Annotated in this window: 14 protein-coding genes; 3 read left to right on the top strand and 11 right to left on the bottom strand. The window is 46.2% G+C overall.

The features are described 5' to 3' along the window. Window positions 1-55: 55 nt before the first annotated feature. Window positions 56-1,072 (bottom strand): acyltransferase family protein, encoded by a 1,017-nt coding sequence (locus tag FC96_RS08390; protein WP_056942664.1) that lies wholly within the window; start codon window positions 1,070-1,072, stop codon window positions 56-58. A 254-nt stretch (window positions 1,073-1,326) separates the two neighbouring features. On the opposite strand from FC96_RS08390, the gene FC96_RS08385 reads away from it, so the two are divergent. Both FC96_RS08385 and FC96_RS08380 read left to right on the top strand, forming a co-directional pair. After that, window positions 1,327-4,407, top strand: coding sequence for a YfhO family protein (locus tag FC96_RS08385; RefSeq protein ID WP_235804746.1), 3,081 nt, complete (start codon window positions 1,327-1,329; stop codon window positions 4,405-4,407). 86 nt (window positions 4,408-4,493) lie between these two features. Then, entirely contained in the window at window positions 4,494-5,159 is a 666-nt protein-coding gene (locus tag FC96_RS08380; protein ID WP_056942662.1) for a histidine phosphatase family protein, read from the top strand. An 86-nt stretch (window positions 5,160-5,245) separates the two neighbouring features. Here FC96_RS08380 and FC96_RS08375 read toward each other — a convergent pair whose 3' ends face one another. The 10 genes from FC96_RS08375 to FC96_RS08330 all read right to left on the bottom strand — a co-directional run bounded on the left by FC96_RS08375 (window position 5,246) and on the right by FC96_RS08330 (window position 15,078). Beyond that, window positions 5,246-5,497: a hypothetical protein gene (locus FC96_RS08375; protein ID WP_055679837.1), complete on the bottom strand. Its 252-nt coding sequence runs from the start codon at window positions 5,495-5,497 to the stop codon at window positions 5,246-5,248. Window positions 5,498-5,513: 16 nt separating this feature from the next. Continuing rightward, window positions 5,514-5,756: a hypothetical protein gene (locus FC96_RS08370; RefSeq protein WP_056942661.1), complete on the bottom strand. Its 243-nt coding sequence runs from the start codon at window positions 5,754-5,756 to the stop codon at window positions 5,514-5,516. 324 nt (window positions 5,757-6,080) lie between these two features. After that, window positions 6,081-7,340: a hypothetical protein gene (locus FC96_RS08365; RefSeq protein WP_055679835.1), complete on the bottom strand. Its 1,260-nt coding sequence runs from the start codon at window positions 7,338-7,340 to the stop codon at window positions 6,081-6,083. A gap of 429 nt (window positions 7,341-7,769) precedes the next feature. After that, complete coding sequence (locus FC96_RS08360; RefSeq protein ID WP_056942660.1) at window positions 7,770-8,411, bottom strand: hypothetical protein; 642 nt, start codon at window positions 8,409-8,411, stop codon at window positions 7,770-7,772. A 66-nt stretch (window positions 8,412-8,477) separates the two neighbouring features. After that, window positions 8,478-10,442 (bottom strand): flagellar biosynthesis protein FlhF, encoded by a 1,965-nt coding sequence (locus FC96_RS08355; protein WP_056942659.1) that lies wholly within the window; start codon window positions 10,440-10,442, stop codon window positions 8,478-8,480. A gap of 116 nt (window positions 10,443-10,558) precedes the next feature. After that, window positions 10,559-11,353: an ABC transporter ATP-binding protein gene (locus FC96_RS08350; RefSeq protein ID WP_056942673.1), complete on the bottom strand. Its 795-nt coding sequence runs from the start codon at window positions 11,351-11,353 to the stop codon at window positions 10,559-10,561. Continuing rightward, complete coding sequence (locus FC96_RS08345) at window positions 11,334-12,296, bottom strand: FecCD family ABC transporter permease (RefSeq protein ID WP_056942658.1); 963 nt, start codon at window positions 12,294-12,296, stop codon at window positions 11,334-11,336. The genes FC96_RS08350 and FC96_RS08345 overlap by 20 nt, the downstream gene beginning before the upstream one ends. Before the next feature lie 4 nt (window positions 12,297-12,300). Next, window positions 12,301-13,191, bottom strand: coding sequence for a heme ABC transporter substrate-binding protein IsdE (gene isdE, locus FC96_RS08340; RefSeq protein WP_056942657.1), 891 nt, complete (start codon window positions 13,189-13,191; stop codon window positions 12,301-12,303). A gap of 13 nt (window positions 13,192-13,204) precedes the next feature. Beyond that, complete coding sequence (locus tag FC96_RS08335; protein WP_082593487.1) at window positions 13,205-13,993, bottom strand: NEAT domain-containing protein; 789 nt, start codon at window positions 13,991-13,993, stop codon at window positions 13,205-13,207. Next, window positions 13,993-15,078, bottom strand: coding sequence for an NEAT domain-containing protein (locus FC96_RS08330; protein ID WP_056942656.1), 1,086 nt, complete (start codon window positions 15,076-15,078; stop codon window positions 13,993-13,995). The genes FC96_RS08335 and FC96_RS08330 overlap by 1 nt, the downstream gene beginning before the upstream one ends. Before the next feature lie 261 nt (window positions 15,079-15,339). Here FC96_RS08330 and FC96_RS08325 point away from each other — a divergent pair, with 261 nt between their 5' ends. Beyond that, window positions 15,340-15,870, top strand: a complete 531-nt coding sequence (locus FC96_RS08325; protein ID WP_056942655.1) for a helix-turn-helix domain-containing protein — start codon at window positions 15,340-15,342, stop codon at window positions 15,868-15,870. Window positions 15,871-15,943 lie beyond the last annotated feature (73 nt).

The raw sequence follows: 15,943 nt of genomic DNA, 5'->3' as shown, positions 1-15,943 counted from the left end.
TTTAACTGCAATTTAAAAAGGTATCGGACTTTGAAGTCCGATACCTTTTTTGTTGTTAACTTGTTGTTGGTAATTGGCGGTTATGCCACCAGTGCTTGCCTCGCTTGTACAAGCTGGCCACGATGACCGGAATCACCAACCCCAAAATCGTCTGCATCAACCAGTTGTCAATTCCCGGCACGTGCGCCAAAACATCAAACACTAACCGGTGCATGTACATAATAGCGTTGGAATATAACCCGATCGGGAGTAGCCAATCAAAGAAATGACTGCTTGTCATCCAGTCGGATAAAATAAAAATAGCTAGTGAAATTGCAATTGGCACAAACGCCCCTAGAAATGAATTGTGGACCTTGTGAGACTTCAACGAGAGACTAAATACTAACAGTCGTTGATATTTAAGGAAGGCTAGCACGATAAACATCACAGCCGTTGATAAAAAGATCCACCCCTTATGGGGAATCTGCGGGTAGAGTTTAAACCCGTAATACCCGACTAACATATACAGTGTCGTCAAGAGGACAATATCCGCATCCCAGGGCACGTACTTGTATACCAAGAAGTGCATGTGCTTATAGGAAACGCCCGCCGCAAACATTGTAAACGCAATAAAAAACTGCGCTGGGATTGATTTGACGTAGCTAATTAAAATAACCACGACAATTAACGTCAAAACGTAGACGGTAATAAACCAAAAAATCGTCAACGTTTTGTTTAGCGTCCGGCCTCCGTACACGAGACGCAAGAAATACCAAGCAGTGTAATGCCAAGAATGTCCTCTCAAGAAATGGGCCAGTAGTATCAAAATGGTCCCAGCACCAAAGTACATTTTGATGTTTGGCCAGACCCGGTGCATGAAAAACCGCTTAAATGCAGACAAATTCTGTTCAATTGGCTTCAAAAAGAAACCACCAATAATAAAGAATAGTGGCATGTGCCACCAATATAAGACCCCGAAGAGCACACTGACCGAGTGGTGTGCATCGGTCATAGGGTGAATCGCATGACCAAAAACTACCGCAATCATCCCGATAGCTTTGGCCATGTCGACCCACTCGACCCTTTTACCCATCAATCCTCATCCTTTCAACCACGTTAATCCTTATTCTATTTTACAGATTTTTATTCAAAAAACATCAGTGTTACACAAACGTAACCTTAATTCGGCATTTTTGTTGTCCCTCCTTAACAATTCAACCAGGTCCGACATACCCCACTGTAACAGGCGAACTTTTTATCCCCCGTTTCACACTCGTCGTTTTATGGCATAATGGAGGGTAATGAACTGAACAATATCATATAGATGGAGTTGCTATGTTGAAGAAAATGTATCAAAAAATACCGGTGTGGGCTGCCTACACCATTTTGTTTATGATGATTGTCGCTGCCAGTTTCGGCATTTTGCGCGTGATGGGCCAATCTACCATCTGGGACCTTGACGGCATTGCCCAACACTACCCAATTTTAACGGAATTCTACCGAATTTTACACGGGCAAGGTGGCCAATCGTTGTTCAGTTGGTCTTGGAATCTAGGCCTGGGCGCCGACCAAATGACGACTTTTGCCTACTATGTTGTCGGTGATCCGTTTAGCTATTTAATTGCCTTGTTCCCTGCCGACCAACTTGAACTCGGTTATCAACTGCTGACCATCCTACGCCTTTACGTCGTCGGATTAGCCTTTTTGGCACTGGCAAAACAGCTTCACTTCAAGCGGCCAGGGATGTTAATCGGGGCCTTAATCTACACGTTTAACGGTTACTCGTTTTACGTGAGCTATCACCACCCCTTTTTCTTACTTCCATTAATCTTTTTCCCATTATTATGCCTATGTATCGACCGAATTTACAAGGGGAAGTCATTTTTACCACTAGCCTTAGTCACGGCCCTTGCACTGGTTTGCAACGTGTACTTTGCGTATGTTCTCGGACTAGGCGCGCTCGCTTTTGCGCTCATCCGTTATTTTGACTTGCGACGCAAACACGCCCTTGTCCGCTCGTTTCCAAAATCACTGGGCTACTTTGCGGCCACAATCATGATGTCCCTGATGATGGCCGGCGCGATTCTGTTACCCAATATTTTGGCGATGCTTAATTCCTCTCGAACCGGCGGGGCAGACTTTGCGAACGGTTTATCGTTCTATCCGCCCGTCTATTATACAAATCTACCAAACGCCCTGCTAAATACCAGTGGCAACATCTATTACTGGGCCGTCCTCGGTACTAGTGGGTTGACGCTTCTGGCTATGGTCTGGACGTTCCGCCGCTTTACGCGTTATTTGTGGCTGAATATCACACTGATTCTAATTGCGATAGGCCTATTATTTCCAGCGGTCGCTGCAACGCTCAACGTGCTCAGCACGCCCTCTAACCGCTGGGTCTTATTGGCCCACCTGGTTTTCTCCCTGACAGCAGCCCTTTTTGTGGACCATCTCCATACAGTGACGGTGAAGGACTATCGTTGGTTTATTTTAGCCAGTGCGCTGCTGCTGCTCCTAGTTTGGTTGGGGAATGACCTAACCTTTAACATGCCAGCGCACCACTTCTTAGCCTATGGGTTCTTACTCTTGTATGTCGCGATTCTAGCAAATGGACTTCTGGTCCCCCATCGCAAGCGGGTTCTCCGGTATACACTACTCGCGGTTGTAGCGCTAAACGCAGCTAGTACGGGAGTTGGGCTATACAGTTCAACCTACAGTCATTCGGCCAAAGACGAAATTGCCTCTGGCCAACCAACCCGCTGGACAAAAACGTTTTATGACTACGCCGACCGGTACCTGAATAAAGCCGACAAGACTTTTTACCGGACTAATACCACTAGCGATTATTACAACACGCCGACCGCCGGCAACAACATTCCAATGTTGTTAAACACCCACAGCATTAGTTCGTATTATTCCGTTCAAAACGGTGAGATTAATACGTTTAATAAGGCGTTACAAAACCTGCAAAACAAAATGAACAACCCTACCGGCGAAGTGGATGATCGGACCACCATGAACGCGCTACTTGGCGTTAAATACCTGTTTGCACGTCAGGACGAACTGGCCAACCACCAAGCCATTCCATTTGGTTTTACACCAGTTAAAACCGTAAGTGGCAAACAAGCTTCGTTCCCAGATCAGCCCGTTTACACCCTTGGCAATGGAACCGGGACCGTTTTAATGAAATCGAAGTATGCCTTGCCGTTAGCGTACATGCAATACCGCCAGATCAACCAAGCTGACTTTGATAAACTATCAGCGTTAGATCGCGAGCAAGCGCTACTACAGGGAGTTGAAGTGGCCAATACCGTTAAAAAGACCCAATCGGTCACCCCTCGACAGACCTCTCAAAACGTTGACTATACGGTTAAAGTCCTTAGCCAACCCATGACGACTGAGCAGCAAGTCATCAATTATCGTTTGAAAAAAAACGTGGCCCTGTCACAATCGGCAACTGTCCCCGGGTCAAACTTGTCTGATAAGGCGGCCGAAAATTACCGGTCAGCTACTGGCATGCAAACACCTAGCCAGGGGGTGAAGAATTTGTTGACCAAAAACCAACAAATTTTAGCCGATAACGCGCTTAAAAACAAAAACGGGCTAACAGAAATGACAAGTGACGTAACCGGTCACCAGATGACTTACCAGCTTAAAATCAAGCAGCCTAGTCAGTATCGGAACAGCGAATTGTACTTGGCCGTCGACGGAATCAAAACCACCCAGCAATCAACGCCATACCGAATGCAGTCGTTTGCAAACAACGCAACTCTCGCTGGGACCCCCTATCCTAAGGGTGAGCAGATCAACAACCAACGCTTTATTAATAACAGCCCAACCTTTGGCAACTATCAGTTAACCGTCAAAACGGGCCGTCATCAAAACAGCTTCAGCCAATTAGGCGTCAACAACATGTCAGATTACGAACCGGCTGACCATTTATTGATTAATTTAGGGTACAATCCCAAGACACCATCAACCGTTTCGCTGACATTTGACACGCTTCAAAAACTCCATTTTAAGAACGTTAAACTCATTGCCGTCCCATTCGGTTCATCATTTATCACTGCGATTAAAAAGTTGCAAAATCAAGGCCTCACGAAGCTTCAAGTGGCCAACAACACCGTGACGGGCCACGTCGACAACTCTCAGACTGGAATCTTGACGACTTCTATCCCCTACTCCGATGGTTGGAAACTCACCGTCGACGGTCGTCCAACGCCGACAACCCTTGTTAATTCAGGATTTGTCGGTGCCGAAATTGGCTCCGGTTCACATGAAATACGGCTCACGTACGAAACACCCGGACTACAATCTGGTGTCTTTTTAACGGTGCTTGGATTAGCCTTCTTCTTAGTCGTCGGATTAGCCCAACTCATTTGGCCCCATCTGATGACACCCAAGAAGTCCCACCAACGAAAACACTAAATTAGACCGCATTCAACCCTTATTCCCTAGGGCTTGAATGCGGTTTCTGCTATACTAGAGGTAATCAAGAACGTAGGAGGCAGAGTATGAAAACCATTACCGCATATTTTGTTCGTCACGGCCAAACGATGATGAACCGTTATAACAAAGTCCAAGGCTGGATTGACTCGCCGTTAACCAAAAAGGGCATTGCCGATGCCAACCGGGCTGGTAAACAGTTAAAAGCTGTCAACTTTACCGCTGCTTATAGCAGCGACTCCGGTCGTGCCATCGAAACAGCTCATCACATTTTGAAGGCTAATCCGAACAACATGAACATTATTAGCTACCAATTCCCTGAGTTCCGCGAGCAGTGTCACGGCTACTTCGAAGGAAATGATCTTAACCAAATGTGGCAATTTGTGGGTGAGCAAGTTGCGCTAACGTCGGAATCCGCTGTTTTGGGCAAATACGGTCTTGAAAAGGCCCGCGACCTCATCCACAAAGCTGACCTCTACGGCGATGCAGAAAATAACAGAATGTTTTGGGACCGATTGGATCGTGGTTTCAATAAGCTCCGAGCAAATTCCAGCGATGGCGATGTCGTCCTGGTCGTCTCACACGGCATGACGATTCGCTCAATCGTTGACCGCTACGCCCCGGAGTTAGACAAGGGAGCGGCCACAATTAACGGTAGTATTACTAAACTAACCATTACCGACGATAACATCGAAATTGAATTCTTCAACCGGATTGACTACACCGCTGAATAATGACGCTTAAACGCTAAATAGGTGCCACAGTGCAATTAAATTGCGCCTGTGACACCTATTTTTTTGGTGGTCGAAAACCCTCATGCTCATGCCTCGTTTAGTTGTGAAAAACCGGAAGTCAACTGTTCTTCTGATGTGGTTAGGACAGCTGATTTCACCTTCTTAATAGCGACAATCACCCGGCCGGTCAACTCAATGACCTTCCAGCGATCGCAATCATGATGACCGAGGACTTTAACAAGGACCGTTCGCTCATAAATTTTCTCAACCCGCCCAACAAAGGGTTGTTTCAGATTTCCGTTTGGTTCGCAATAAACAATTTCATTTAACTTGACCATTATAATGGCTCCCTTCTCAACTCGACAGGTCAGGTCGTTGACACTTAGTGATTTTGACCCGTCTTAAATTTTTAGTCGGAATAGTGACATAGAAGTCGTTCGTACTCACAATTTGACGATCTGTAAAATGAAAGTTCAACACTTCCACAACAGCCTGTTGTCCAATAACTCGGCAAACGCGGCCGAAAAACGGTTGCTTAAACTGATCATCTTGCGAACATTTAACGAAGTCACCCGTCATGATTTTTTGAACAAACATCCATATCACCTCCTTCTATGTCAATAAATTATCACACCATTAAGAAGAGTTTGAGACGAAAGTGTGACTTTTTTTCGAATTTATACATATATTTTAGTAAATGGTCGAATCAGTCGACTCGGTATGCCACAGATGCCGGCCAAATCTGATAAATTAGACCAATTATTTTTATTTAGAAGGGACTCATTAAACCGCAGCATCCCATTAGTTTCCGCCTGGGACAAGGTCGAAATTACTCATCAGTATTTCAAGTGACCGATTTTAAAAGGCCACAAAAAAAACACCCGCAAATGCGAGTGTTTTTAAATCAATTCAGTAAACGGTTTAGCTGAAGATAGTACCCCAAGCAGCGTTTACCAAGTGACCAAGATCACCAAAGACGTTTGGCAATGCGATCATGCCGTCTGCGTTAGCGCCGATACCGAAGTTGGCGTTCATGTAGAGGCTCTTGTCAGCTAATTGATAGTTCAAACGAACTTTGTCACCGTAGTGAACAACAGATGGCAATGAGTCAGTGTCCAAAGTGAACTTCATGTAGACACCAGTCAAGCCCAAGCTGTCAATAAAGCCGTTTTGGATACGTGGCAAGATGGTAGGAGAAACCTTCATGTAAACAGTTGCTAAACCATCCTTAGTCAAAGCATCCTTAAGGGTTTGTTGTGGTAAGACGTCTTTCTTGTTACCCTTGACGTTTGCGTCAGCGTTAAACTTCTTAACGGCTGCAGTAAACTTGTCGTTTGAGTGGAAGATACCCAAGATTGACTTCCAGTTTTCAGTACCAGCAGTCTTGCCACCAGTCGTTGGATCGTAAAGGATACGACCGTAAACTTTGTCGACAGTCGTTTGGTCGTTACCAACTGACTTGTCTGGGTCCACGCCAGTAAACTTAGTCAAAGCTGAGTCAAGAATCCAGCCTGATACTTCTGGGTGGTTAGCGTCTTCAACGTATACCCAACGATCGCCTTCACGAGTACGAGTAACTGCCTTTGTAACAGTTAACTTGTCAGCCTTGTAGGCAGTTGAGTCAGTCACTTGACGACCTAACTTGTATTGGGTCCACATTGGGGCCTTGTAAGTTAATTGAGTACCGTCGTTAGTTGTACCAACAGTCTTGAATTGGTATGCTTGAGTCTTTTCTGTATCGGTAAGAGCAGATTCCTTAGTCGTTGCAGTGTTAGTCAAGCCACCAGATACCTTGGTGAAGTCTGCAGATGGGTTAGTCTTACCCACGTAGATCCAGCCACGGTAAGTCTTGTCAAAGGTAACAACCTTCATGTAGTAGTTGCCGTTTGACAACTTAGCAAGACGGTATGCACGCAAGTAGCCTTGGCCTTGCTTAGCATTGTAGTTAGCTAAAGTAGAACCAGAAACAACTTGGCGAGCTGACTTCAAACCAGCTGCCTTAGTGTACAGTGCGTTTGAACCAGTTGCAGTATAGTTACGGATGTTTGAACTTGATGCGTCTAACGTCGTGTTAGTCACAACAGTTGTTCTTTTTGCTGATGCGTTAGTTGCGGTAGCTGCAGTAATTGCACCCAGGGCAACAGCGCTAATGAATAAAGATTTCTTCAAAGAACTCTTCATTAAAACTCACTCCCCATAAATTAGTTCACTCGTCGAAAAAGTACTCAAAGCATATGTATATGAATGCTCCCTCAACGATTCAATTAATATTCTAACATAAAACCGACCCTATGCAAGAAAATATACGGCATTTTCAAAACATCGGACACTTTAAAAACACTGTTCGATTTTATAAATTAACAAAACACAATGCCTATATATCCATTATCTTACAATCAGTTTTCTTATCAATAACCCAATCTTAAATCGTGTTAAACCACAATTTAAGCTGATTAGTGCCTCCCAAAAATGAAATAAAAATCGAAAAATTGTCTTTTAAATCAGCTGAATAAGTGTTAGAATTCTTGTAAAGATTTCTAAAAAGATTCGCTTTGTTGACTTGTTCCAAAGACGTTCTCACTTTCGCGGGATCGTCTTTTTTTATACAATTTACCAACCAGGTTTAACACGTTTATCCCGGTAACGATCAAGGGTCACTTTGGCAGTCGTTAACCGGATTATGCCAGTACCATCCCGGTTTAAGTATCCATTAACCGAATGACCAGCAATTTTGATAGGATGCCCGGTTTTTAATAGCGGTTGTGAAAAGTCCAAGTGGCCCCCAAACTGTTGAACGCCTGAACTATCTACTAACCGGGTTGGCCAAGTCAAGCTCTCGCCGACCGTTGAACCGTGACCGTCACTAATCGTGTGCAGAGTCAGTGGTCGCCAACGGCTTGGGACACTTACGATCTCCCCGGCCGCCAACTTTTTTGCTAACTGCTTGTCAGACAATTTGACTAAGGCCCCCAGCGTAATTTCAGCGCGATCACTTGCCTGACTCAACGGATAAATCTTAATTCGTCCGGCCTGCGTTTCAAGGATGGCTGTGGGTAACGTCTGAGTCGCATAGTCCCTATTCGTTCCCGAAGCCGATGGCAAGACGATCCAATAGTGACGATCTGAGGCCGTCACAGAATCCGCCAAACTGACCGACCGCATCATTCGATACCCGCCAACGCCTAGCCCACAAATGATGAGCCCAATTACAATAAACCCTACAGATCGGTGGTGCTTTAGCCAGTCAACCATGATGTCCCTCCTAATCCAATTAATTTAAAAAAGGTCGAGTTCCCAGCGGAATTCGACCTTTTTTGATTACTTCAATGAGTTGGCATGACTGCCTGGCAAAACAAGGAGGTTTAAGTCCCGCTTCGTCTTAGCCACCAATGTTTCCTGCAACGCTTCGCTTTCAACAATGGCGCTCTTAATATCCGGATTCTCCAAATCAACCTTTTCTAGTGCCTCAGCACTCAAGAAATATGGAATGATTTCAAATTGCCGATCCTTGTTCTTCAACAAGATTGGTAATAGTGGCGACGTTGCGCTGATCAGTAACACATCGTTCTTATCAGTCAACACGCTCTTGGTTAACCACCATTCTTCAAACGAAGCGTCATCAGCAAAGGTGACCGTACTCCCGTTCACCCGGTATTCCGTAGTGACATCTTCACCGCGGTATGACCGCTGCATGTAGATATCGCCATCTGGCCGATAGTAAATCTCATTAGCCCCGTTGCCAACATCCCAGAAACGAGAAACGGCTAACATCCGGTTCAGGTACAAGTCCGTCTTATACACGTCGTTGCCCCGGTAGACATCGACCTTCCATACGCCGTTATCATCATAATAGTCAATCTTCATGGTTAACTTACCATCGTGACTAGTCGCTTCGGTTGGCCGGTCTTGGGAACCCTTGGTAACTTTCCAGTTATCAAGCAATGCCGAAATTGTCTGTTGCTTTTGGCGCTTACCATTACTGGTTTCGGCCCAAGCAACCACGTGCGGATTCATCAACTTATCAAACTTCGATAACCCGGTGTCTTTCTTGAAACGATCCCACCCAGTCAACAATGAAATGTTGAACTCGGTATCGACCGTTTGAATCTTGTCACCGTCAAACCCCTTATCAATTCGGGTAAACAGCGTCTGAATGCTTGAGATAGCGAGGCCAGCCAAACTGTCCACGTACAAGCCATAATGCCGTCCATCATTAAAGTGAAGTTTGCGCATCACCCGAGTTGAGTTGAAGTAAGTCTTCAGGTACCCATCAACAAACCCAGTCGAGTCGTTTAAGGTTGCTTGTCGTTGCTTGGCTGCGTCACGAGTTTCCTTGAGGCGGTCAAGTTCTTGGGTCAACCGTTTGTAACGGGATTCCGTTTGCTGACGATCCTTTCGGAGGTCCATCTTTTCATAAGTTTCCTGTGCTTTTTTAAGCGCCCCATCAATGGATTCCCGTTTTTGGCGGGCTTCCTTTAATTGTTTTTCAATCGGGGTCGTTTGTTTGTCTAATTCAGCGACTTGATCGCGGAGATCACTCAGCTGTTTAGTCAATTCAGCTAAGTGTTGCCCAACTTGATCAATGTCTTCATCATTAGACGACTTGGCTGAGCTCGTTAGAAGTTTTTGACTCTTCTGACTCAAAGTCGTCTTTTGCGTGTTGAGTTTTTCAAGGTCGCCGTTAAGCTTAATCACTTGTTTGCGATTATCGTCTTGTTCGGCTTTCAACGTTTCGATTTTTTTAACGTGTGGCGCGATTTGTTCCTCAATCACTTGACGACGCTTCTCCAACTTGGCCATTTCTTGTTCATGGCTGGCTAGAGTTGCTTGCGCTTCGTCGATTTGCCGTTGAGCTGCCGTGAAGGCGACGTTCAATTGGTCTTTGTAATCAAACAACTGCGTCTTGATTTCCCCCCTGACAGCTTCTAACTTATCCGTCAACGGCGCAATTGTGGTTTGGATTGAGTTCTTCGACAACCCGTCGGTCCCTTGACGAACACGTCTTGACTGTTGCGGGTCGCTTCCCGTTGCCTGATTCGAGGCCGTTGAGTGAGCTGCCCGCTGACTCGTCGATGCTGGTTTAGCAGCAGAACGCTTAGGTTCGGCCGCGAGTCGACTGCGATTTGCTGGTGCCGCACTGGACTTTGGTGCTTCAGAAGCCACCTGCGACTTCCCGTCGTCTGGCGTCGTTTCCTTGTCTGTCGCATCCCCCGTAACTGGCTGTTGTTGCTTCGATTCGGCTTGATCCTTGTCATCCGAACCAAATAGTGAAAATAGTTTCATTTGATATCACCCACCGTTGCATTTTATTACCACTCAAAAGAATGGTTCCCCTATGAAATTCATATTATCGCAAAATAATATCCATACCACGTATTATAACAGACATGTTTCATCGATTAAATAAGCTTTCGCAAATTATCAGTTTCTTGACCGCTCGGCATCTGAATCACATAGCGACCGTAATCGGCAACGTCGACAACTCTAACGGGGAAGTCAAATGTTTGACTTAATAATGCTGAGTCTAACAGTGTTTCTGGTGATCCTTGTTTGACCAACTGACCAGCTTTGATCAGCCAAATGCGATGACTGACCCGAAAGGCCTGATTCATGTCATGCAAGACCATAATAACAGCAATTTGTTTTTCCTGTTGTAACTGAACCACTAGATTCATTAGGTCCACTTGATATCGAATATCCAAATACGTTGTCGGTTCATCCAATAATAAGACAGCTGGTTCCTGAGCAAGTGCCATGGCAATCCAAACCCGTTGCTGTTGCCCACCAGACAACTCTGATAATTGCCGATCCGCTAAATCAGTCAGGTGCGTCTGCTCAAGAAACGGGGCCACCTCCGAATCTGACACCACGCTAAACAATGAATGAAACGCTAACCGGCCCATCTTAACGACATCCTTAACGGCCAAGTCGTCGTAGACCTCATTATGTTGGCGCACCACGGCTATCTGATTTGCCCGGGCTTTGGTACTCATCTCGCTGACTGGCGTCCCGTTTAACAACACCTGACCACTCGTTGGCGTCAACTCCCCGCTTAGCAAGTTGAGGATTGTTGACTTTCCAGCACCGTTAGGTCCAATAATCGCCAAAATGCCAGTCTCAGGAATCGAAGCGGTGAACTCGTTTATTAACGGCTGGCCACCCGGATAACTATAACTAACTCGCTTTAATTCCATGAATGGCCCCCCTTTGCAGCATGATGACCAAGAACGGCCCGCCAATCACCGTCATGATGCTTGCGGCGGCAAGTTCGCTTGGCAGGACCACCAGTCGCCCAACCGTGTCGGCAATCAGCAATAACCAAGCCCCACTTAACATTGAAAACGGAATTAATGTCTGATAATCATGCCCGACTACTCGACGACCGATGTTGGGAATCACAATTCCCATAAACGGAATCGTCCCAATGACCGCTGTCACCCCACAAGTTAGGTAGATGACAAGCGCTAACAACCACCAACGCATGGCCGTGACCGGAACACCGACCCCAGCCAGTTGCTGATCGCCCAACTTCAAATAATTCGCCCAGGGCGCAACAACTAAGGCGGCAATCAAGCCAAGTGTGCCAACGCCTAAAAGCGTCAGCGTTGATTGCCAAGTAATGCCGTTAAAACTCTGACCTCCCAGGCCAACTGTGCCGCTGGTCAATACTTGTTGGAAGCCAACAAACGTCAAGTTCAGTGCGACCCCTACGATGATCAATCGCAGTGGTTGGCGGATTGAGGCTGGTCTGGCCAGAATGTGAAGGACAATCACCCCACCCAAAACCGCCAAAATCGCCTTTTGAAATGGAAAATTCGGCAATAATAGACCACCAATCAAAATGAAAAAATCACCAGCACTGGTCATTCCTAAAATACTGGGGTCCGCCAGTTGATTGCGAAAAACCGACTGACTGAAGGCACCGGCAACTGACAACATGCCACCACAAATAAGGGCTGCTAAGATTCGGGGTAGCCGAAACATCATGACCGTGTTAAACGCCGTGTTATTCTGCCCCGTTACCGCTCCCCATACTTCGGCGGGTGAATAAAAGTCAACCCCACTCATCAGGGCCACAAAAATGGTCATCAGTAGTCCAATGATCACCACGGCATAGGCTAATCGTTCTCTCTTCATTCTCCTAGCTCCTTGGATAAAGCCAATTAGAAACAAGTTTTAAGGCTTCGGCCGCACGCATATTAGCCGTTGCATCAAAGTTTGGTTCTTGTAAGTCATAGACCCGGTGCTGTTTAACCGCACTCGTCTCCCGCCAGACCTGGTTCGACTTAAACTCGCTATTAAACTGAGGAATCACGGTCTTAGGCATTGCGTGCGCTAACCTTAAGATCACCTGGGGATTGGCTTTTTTAATGGCTTCGTCATTGGGCTGAATGAATTCTTGAGTGTTAGACGAAAAGACGTTTTTTCCACCGGCAATGGTCACAAGATTACCAACATAAGACCGATTCGTCGCAATCATGTAACCGGCCCCGGGTAGCCCCATTAAGATTAAAACGCGTGGCTTAGTGGTCGCTTGGTCCGCCCGTTTCTCAACGGCTGCAATGGCGGTATTGATTTCAGTGGTCGCCGCTTTGGCCTCCTTTTGGCGGTCATAGGTTCGTCCCATTTCGCTAACCGCTGTTTTCAAGTCGTTAACACTTTGTAAATTCAAAAAGTGGGGATCAATGTGTTGTTGTTTAAACGACCGGTCGAATTGATCCTTGAGCGTCGTGACTGAGTACACGGCCGTGGGATGCAGCGACGCAATTTTTTCTGCGCTTGGATTCATCGGATTGCCGACGCGTTGCACGTGCGCATAACGGGCAGGAATTTTATTTTCAGTGCTTGGAATCCCAACCAATGGCAACTTCAACTTATCTGCCATCTGAACGACAGCGTAAGTGGTCGCCACAATGCGAGGCGTTTTTTTCTGGGCAGTGTGATGCTGCATAACAGCAAAAACACCACCCAAAACGCCAATAATTGCAATCACAATAACCGCAATTAAGGCTGTTTTACGTGGTGATTTCAAATGAGTTTCCCCCTCAACGTTTTCGACCAGTGAGCCACAGCGCCCCGCCGCCAACAACAACGACGATGACAACGATTCCCGCAATTAAAACGGGCATCCGATTGCCCTGCTGAGGTTCAGCGGATTGACGTTGCGTCGTGGTGCTGTCACTTGAGGAGGCTGCCGGAACTGACTGACTCGCAACACTTGAACGCGAGCTAGCAGTCGGGCTGGCCTTTTTCTTATTGGACGATTGACCTGTCTTTGTTTTGGTTTTTGCTTGTTTAGACTGCTTAGGTGTTGCGGCGTCAGGCGTTAATTTCTTAATTGACGTCTGACCAACCGCTTTGGCCGCAGTCGTATGCTTGGTTGCGGTTTGTTTCAAGCTCGGGAGTCCTGTTGTCCGAAACTTGAACGATATCTTGTGATGTGCCTTGTAGACGTTTGGCACGTCAATCGCCAGCGCCGCATTAATGACTTGCTTCAAGTTAGTCGTGGTAAAGCTGTAGTATAGGTTGGAGTTCCCTTTTCGATCTTTCATTCGCCGAACGTTTTGAGGGGCCCCGCCATTCACGGACAATACCTTGACCGGGTATGATGATAAACTCTTCGCCGTCTTAATTCGCATTGTGACGACATAGGCGCCATGTTTAACTTTGACACTTGCCGGATGGACAAAGTAACCGCTGGCCATTGAAGTCTGATTAGTCCCGTACTTCAGGGCTTGATACTGAATGCTTTTCGCATGCCCAACCACTCCGATTAACGCCAGCAACCAAGTGACCGTTAGTAAGAATAGGCCTTGTTTAATGACCCGTGTCACTAGGCAACCCTCCCAGCAGCTTGGCTACCGGTGGTTGCTACAATCGTGGGGTGAGCTAACGAAGTAGCCGATGCAGCTTTGTGCGCTGTCTTTGAGAACTTGAAGCGAATCTTAAAGGCCTGGCTAATGCCAACCGTTGGCACTTTGACGTGAATCGTTCCCTTGTTTAGCTTCTTTAGCGTGTTGAGGCTCTTAATGTGGTAATAGTAAACCACGGTGTAATAGTTCTTCGTTGCACCGTATTTGATGGCTGACTTCTTGATCTTTTTACCGTTCATCGTCAGCGGAATAACCCCTTTAGGCCCCATCTTTAAACTCTTCTTATACGCAATTTTCAAGGCTACCCGGTAATATTTCCCCGACTTTTTAACACTTGGGGTATGGGTGTAGAAGCGGTTAGCTTCAGACGTTTTGTTACTGCTACCTTGAATTACGCGGTAACGCCAGACAATCTTAGGCGCCTTTTTAGTGGCCTTTTTAGTTACTTTTTTAGTGGTCACCTTCTGGGTTGGTTGTTTGGCAACGGTTGTTGTCGACACAGCGGTGGGCTCTGGTGTTGCAACCGGCACCGGCGTTGGTTGGGTGGTTGCGGTGCCCACTTGAGTAGTGGTCGCATTTCCTGTTGCTGATGCTGGTGCTGGACTGATCAGTTTAGCATCAGCCCAATCAAGCTTAAACTGTGCTGTTTGGTTCATGCTCATAGGACCGATCTGAAGGGCAAATCCGACTGGCACCAAAGTTGCTTGACCGTTAACATAAAAGCTTAAATCAGCATTATTACCACTTTGATTGCTCTCAGTGACGCCTGCCCCGTTAGCTGTCATCTTCTTAATGTAATTAGCACCATTAGTTGTGACTGTCACCGTCGCATTTGACCCACTAACCACGGCTTTTCCCGTTTGAACGAAATACATATTAGCCATTGAAGTTGACGTACTGCCCTTCTTTAACAACTTAACCGGTAACGTATAAGTCCCATCACTTAAACTTGCTGCACTTGCCTTTTGTGACAAGCCGGCCGTCATCGCAATGGCTGCGATTGCGGCTACCCCTAATAACCATTTGATCCATGATTGATGCTTCATAGATACCCCTCCTCCTAAAGATGAAAAAAAGAATAATTTAAAATAACTCTAAACTGAGTTTACCATTGATGAAGCGCTTTCGGCCACTATTAATCACTAATCACCTGATTACTTTTGACTGACAACCCGGTATACATTGTCAATTGCAATCTTTTACACAAGAGGGTAACCTGAAAGGGGGAGGAGCCTATCTATTGATGAGATCGTTTGAGCCGTCAGCATTGTCGCTTGAAGCGATTCATTTAATCGGGGGGGATTGATATGAAATCTTTTTTGGATGGGCAGTACGTCCACCTACTACAGCTACTAAAAGCGATTATTACCGAGCAACCCAACGTTTCCATACCAACCCTGGCTGAGAAATTCAGCATGGCACCGGGAACAACAAATGGGTTAATTAAACAGCTCCGCGAAGATTTAAAACCCTACGCCTTGGATATCCACAAAAACGAAAGTGGACTCATCACACTGACGGAAAGTGGGCGGACAACGCTCGTTAAAACCGCCTACTCTAATACTGTGTACCAACAACTTATGATGCGTTATTTAAACAAATCGAAGATTTTTTTCATGCTGCTCACTTTGCTCAACGAAGGCGCCGTTGACCGCCAGACCTTTTGCGATAAAATGTTCATCAGTCAGGCCACCTTTTCAAGGTATCGGCGCCGCGTCACCGAGTTACTGAATCAATACTACCTTGGGCTTAACAGCCAAAACAGCATTCTGGGTGACGAGACCCAAATTGTCATGTTTTTTACGGCCCTTTTAACCGAGAGTGGCTACACCAGCTAACTATCTCAAACAAATCCCGACTATCAAGGTGTCGCCCAGTTTGTTGCTCAGGCCCCATTTACGAAAACCGCCA

This window comes from Secundilactobacillus kimchicus JCM 15530 (assembly GCF_001433995.1).
GTDB classification, from domain to species: domain Bacteria; phylum Bacillota; class Bacilli; order Lactobacillales; family Lactobacillaceae; genus Secundilactobacillus; species Secundilactobacillus kimchicus.
This window is presented reverse-complemented; position numbering and strand designations above follow the sequence as displayed.

Excerpts from the sequence above, each read along its gene's own strand:
- FC96_RS08365 (WP_055679835.1), bottom strand. The coding sequence starts at position 7,340 with ATGAAGAGTTCTTTGAAGAAATCTTTATTCATTAGCGCTGTTGCCCTG.
- FC96_RS08355 (WP_056942659.1), bottom strand. The coding sequence starts at position 10,442 with ATGAAACTATTTTCACTATTTGGTTCGGATGACAAGGATCAAGCCGAA.
- FC96_RS08370 (WP_056942661.1), bottom strand. The coding sequence starts at position 5,756 with ATGTTTGTTCAAAAAATCATGACGGGTGACTTCGTTAAATGTTCGCAA.
- FC96_RS08330 (WP_056942656.1), bottom strand. The coding sequence starts at position 15,078 with ATGAAGCATCAATCATGGATCAAATGGTTATTAGGGGTAGCCGCAATC.
- FC96_RS08390 (WP_056942664.1), bottom strand. The coding sequence starts at position 1,072 with ATGGGTAAAAGGGTCGAGTGGGTCGACATGGCCAAAGCTATCGGGATG.
- FC96_RS08375 (WP_055679837.1), bottom strand. The coding sequence starts at position 5,497 with ATGGTCAAGTTAAATGAAATTGTTTATTGCGAACCAAACGGAAATCTG.
- FC96_RS08360 (WP_056942660.1), bottom strand. The coding sequence starts at position 8,411 with ATGGTTGACTGGCTAAAGCACCACCGATCTGTAGGGTTTATTGTAATT.
- FC96_RS08350 (WP_056942673.1), bottom strand. The coding sequence starts at position 11,353 with ATGGAATTAAAGCGAGTTAGTTATAGTTATCCGGGTGGCCAGCCGTTA.
- FC96_RS08380 (WP_056942662.1), top strand. The coding sequence starts at position 4,494 with ATGAAAACCATTACCGCATATTTTGTTCGTCACGGCCAAACGATGATG.
- FC96_RS08385 (WP_235804746.1), top strand. The coding sequence starts at position 1,327 with ATGTATCAAAAAATACCGGTGTGGGCTGCCTACACCATTTTGTTTATG.
- FC96_RS08345 (WP_056942658.1), bottom strand. The coding sequence starts at position 12,296 with ATGAAGAGAGAACGATTAGCCTATGCCGTGGTGATCATTGGACTACTG.
- FC96_RS08325 (WP_056942655.1), top strand. The coding sequence starts at position 15,340 with ATGAAATCTTTTTTGGATGGGCAGTACGTCCACCTACTACAGCTACTA.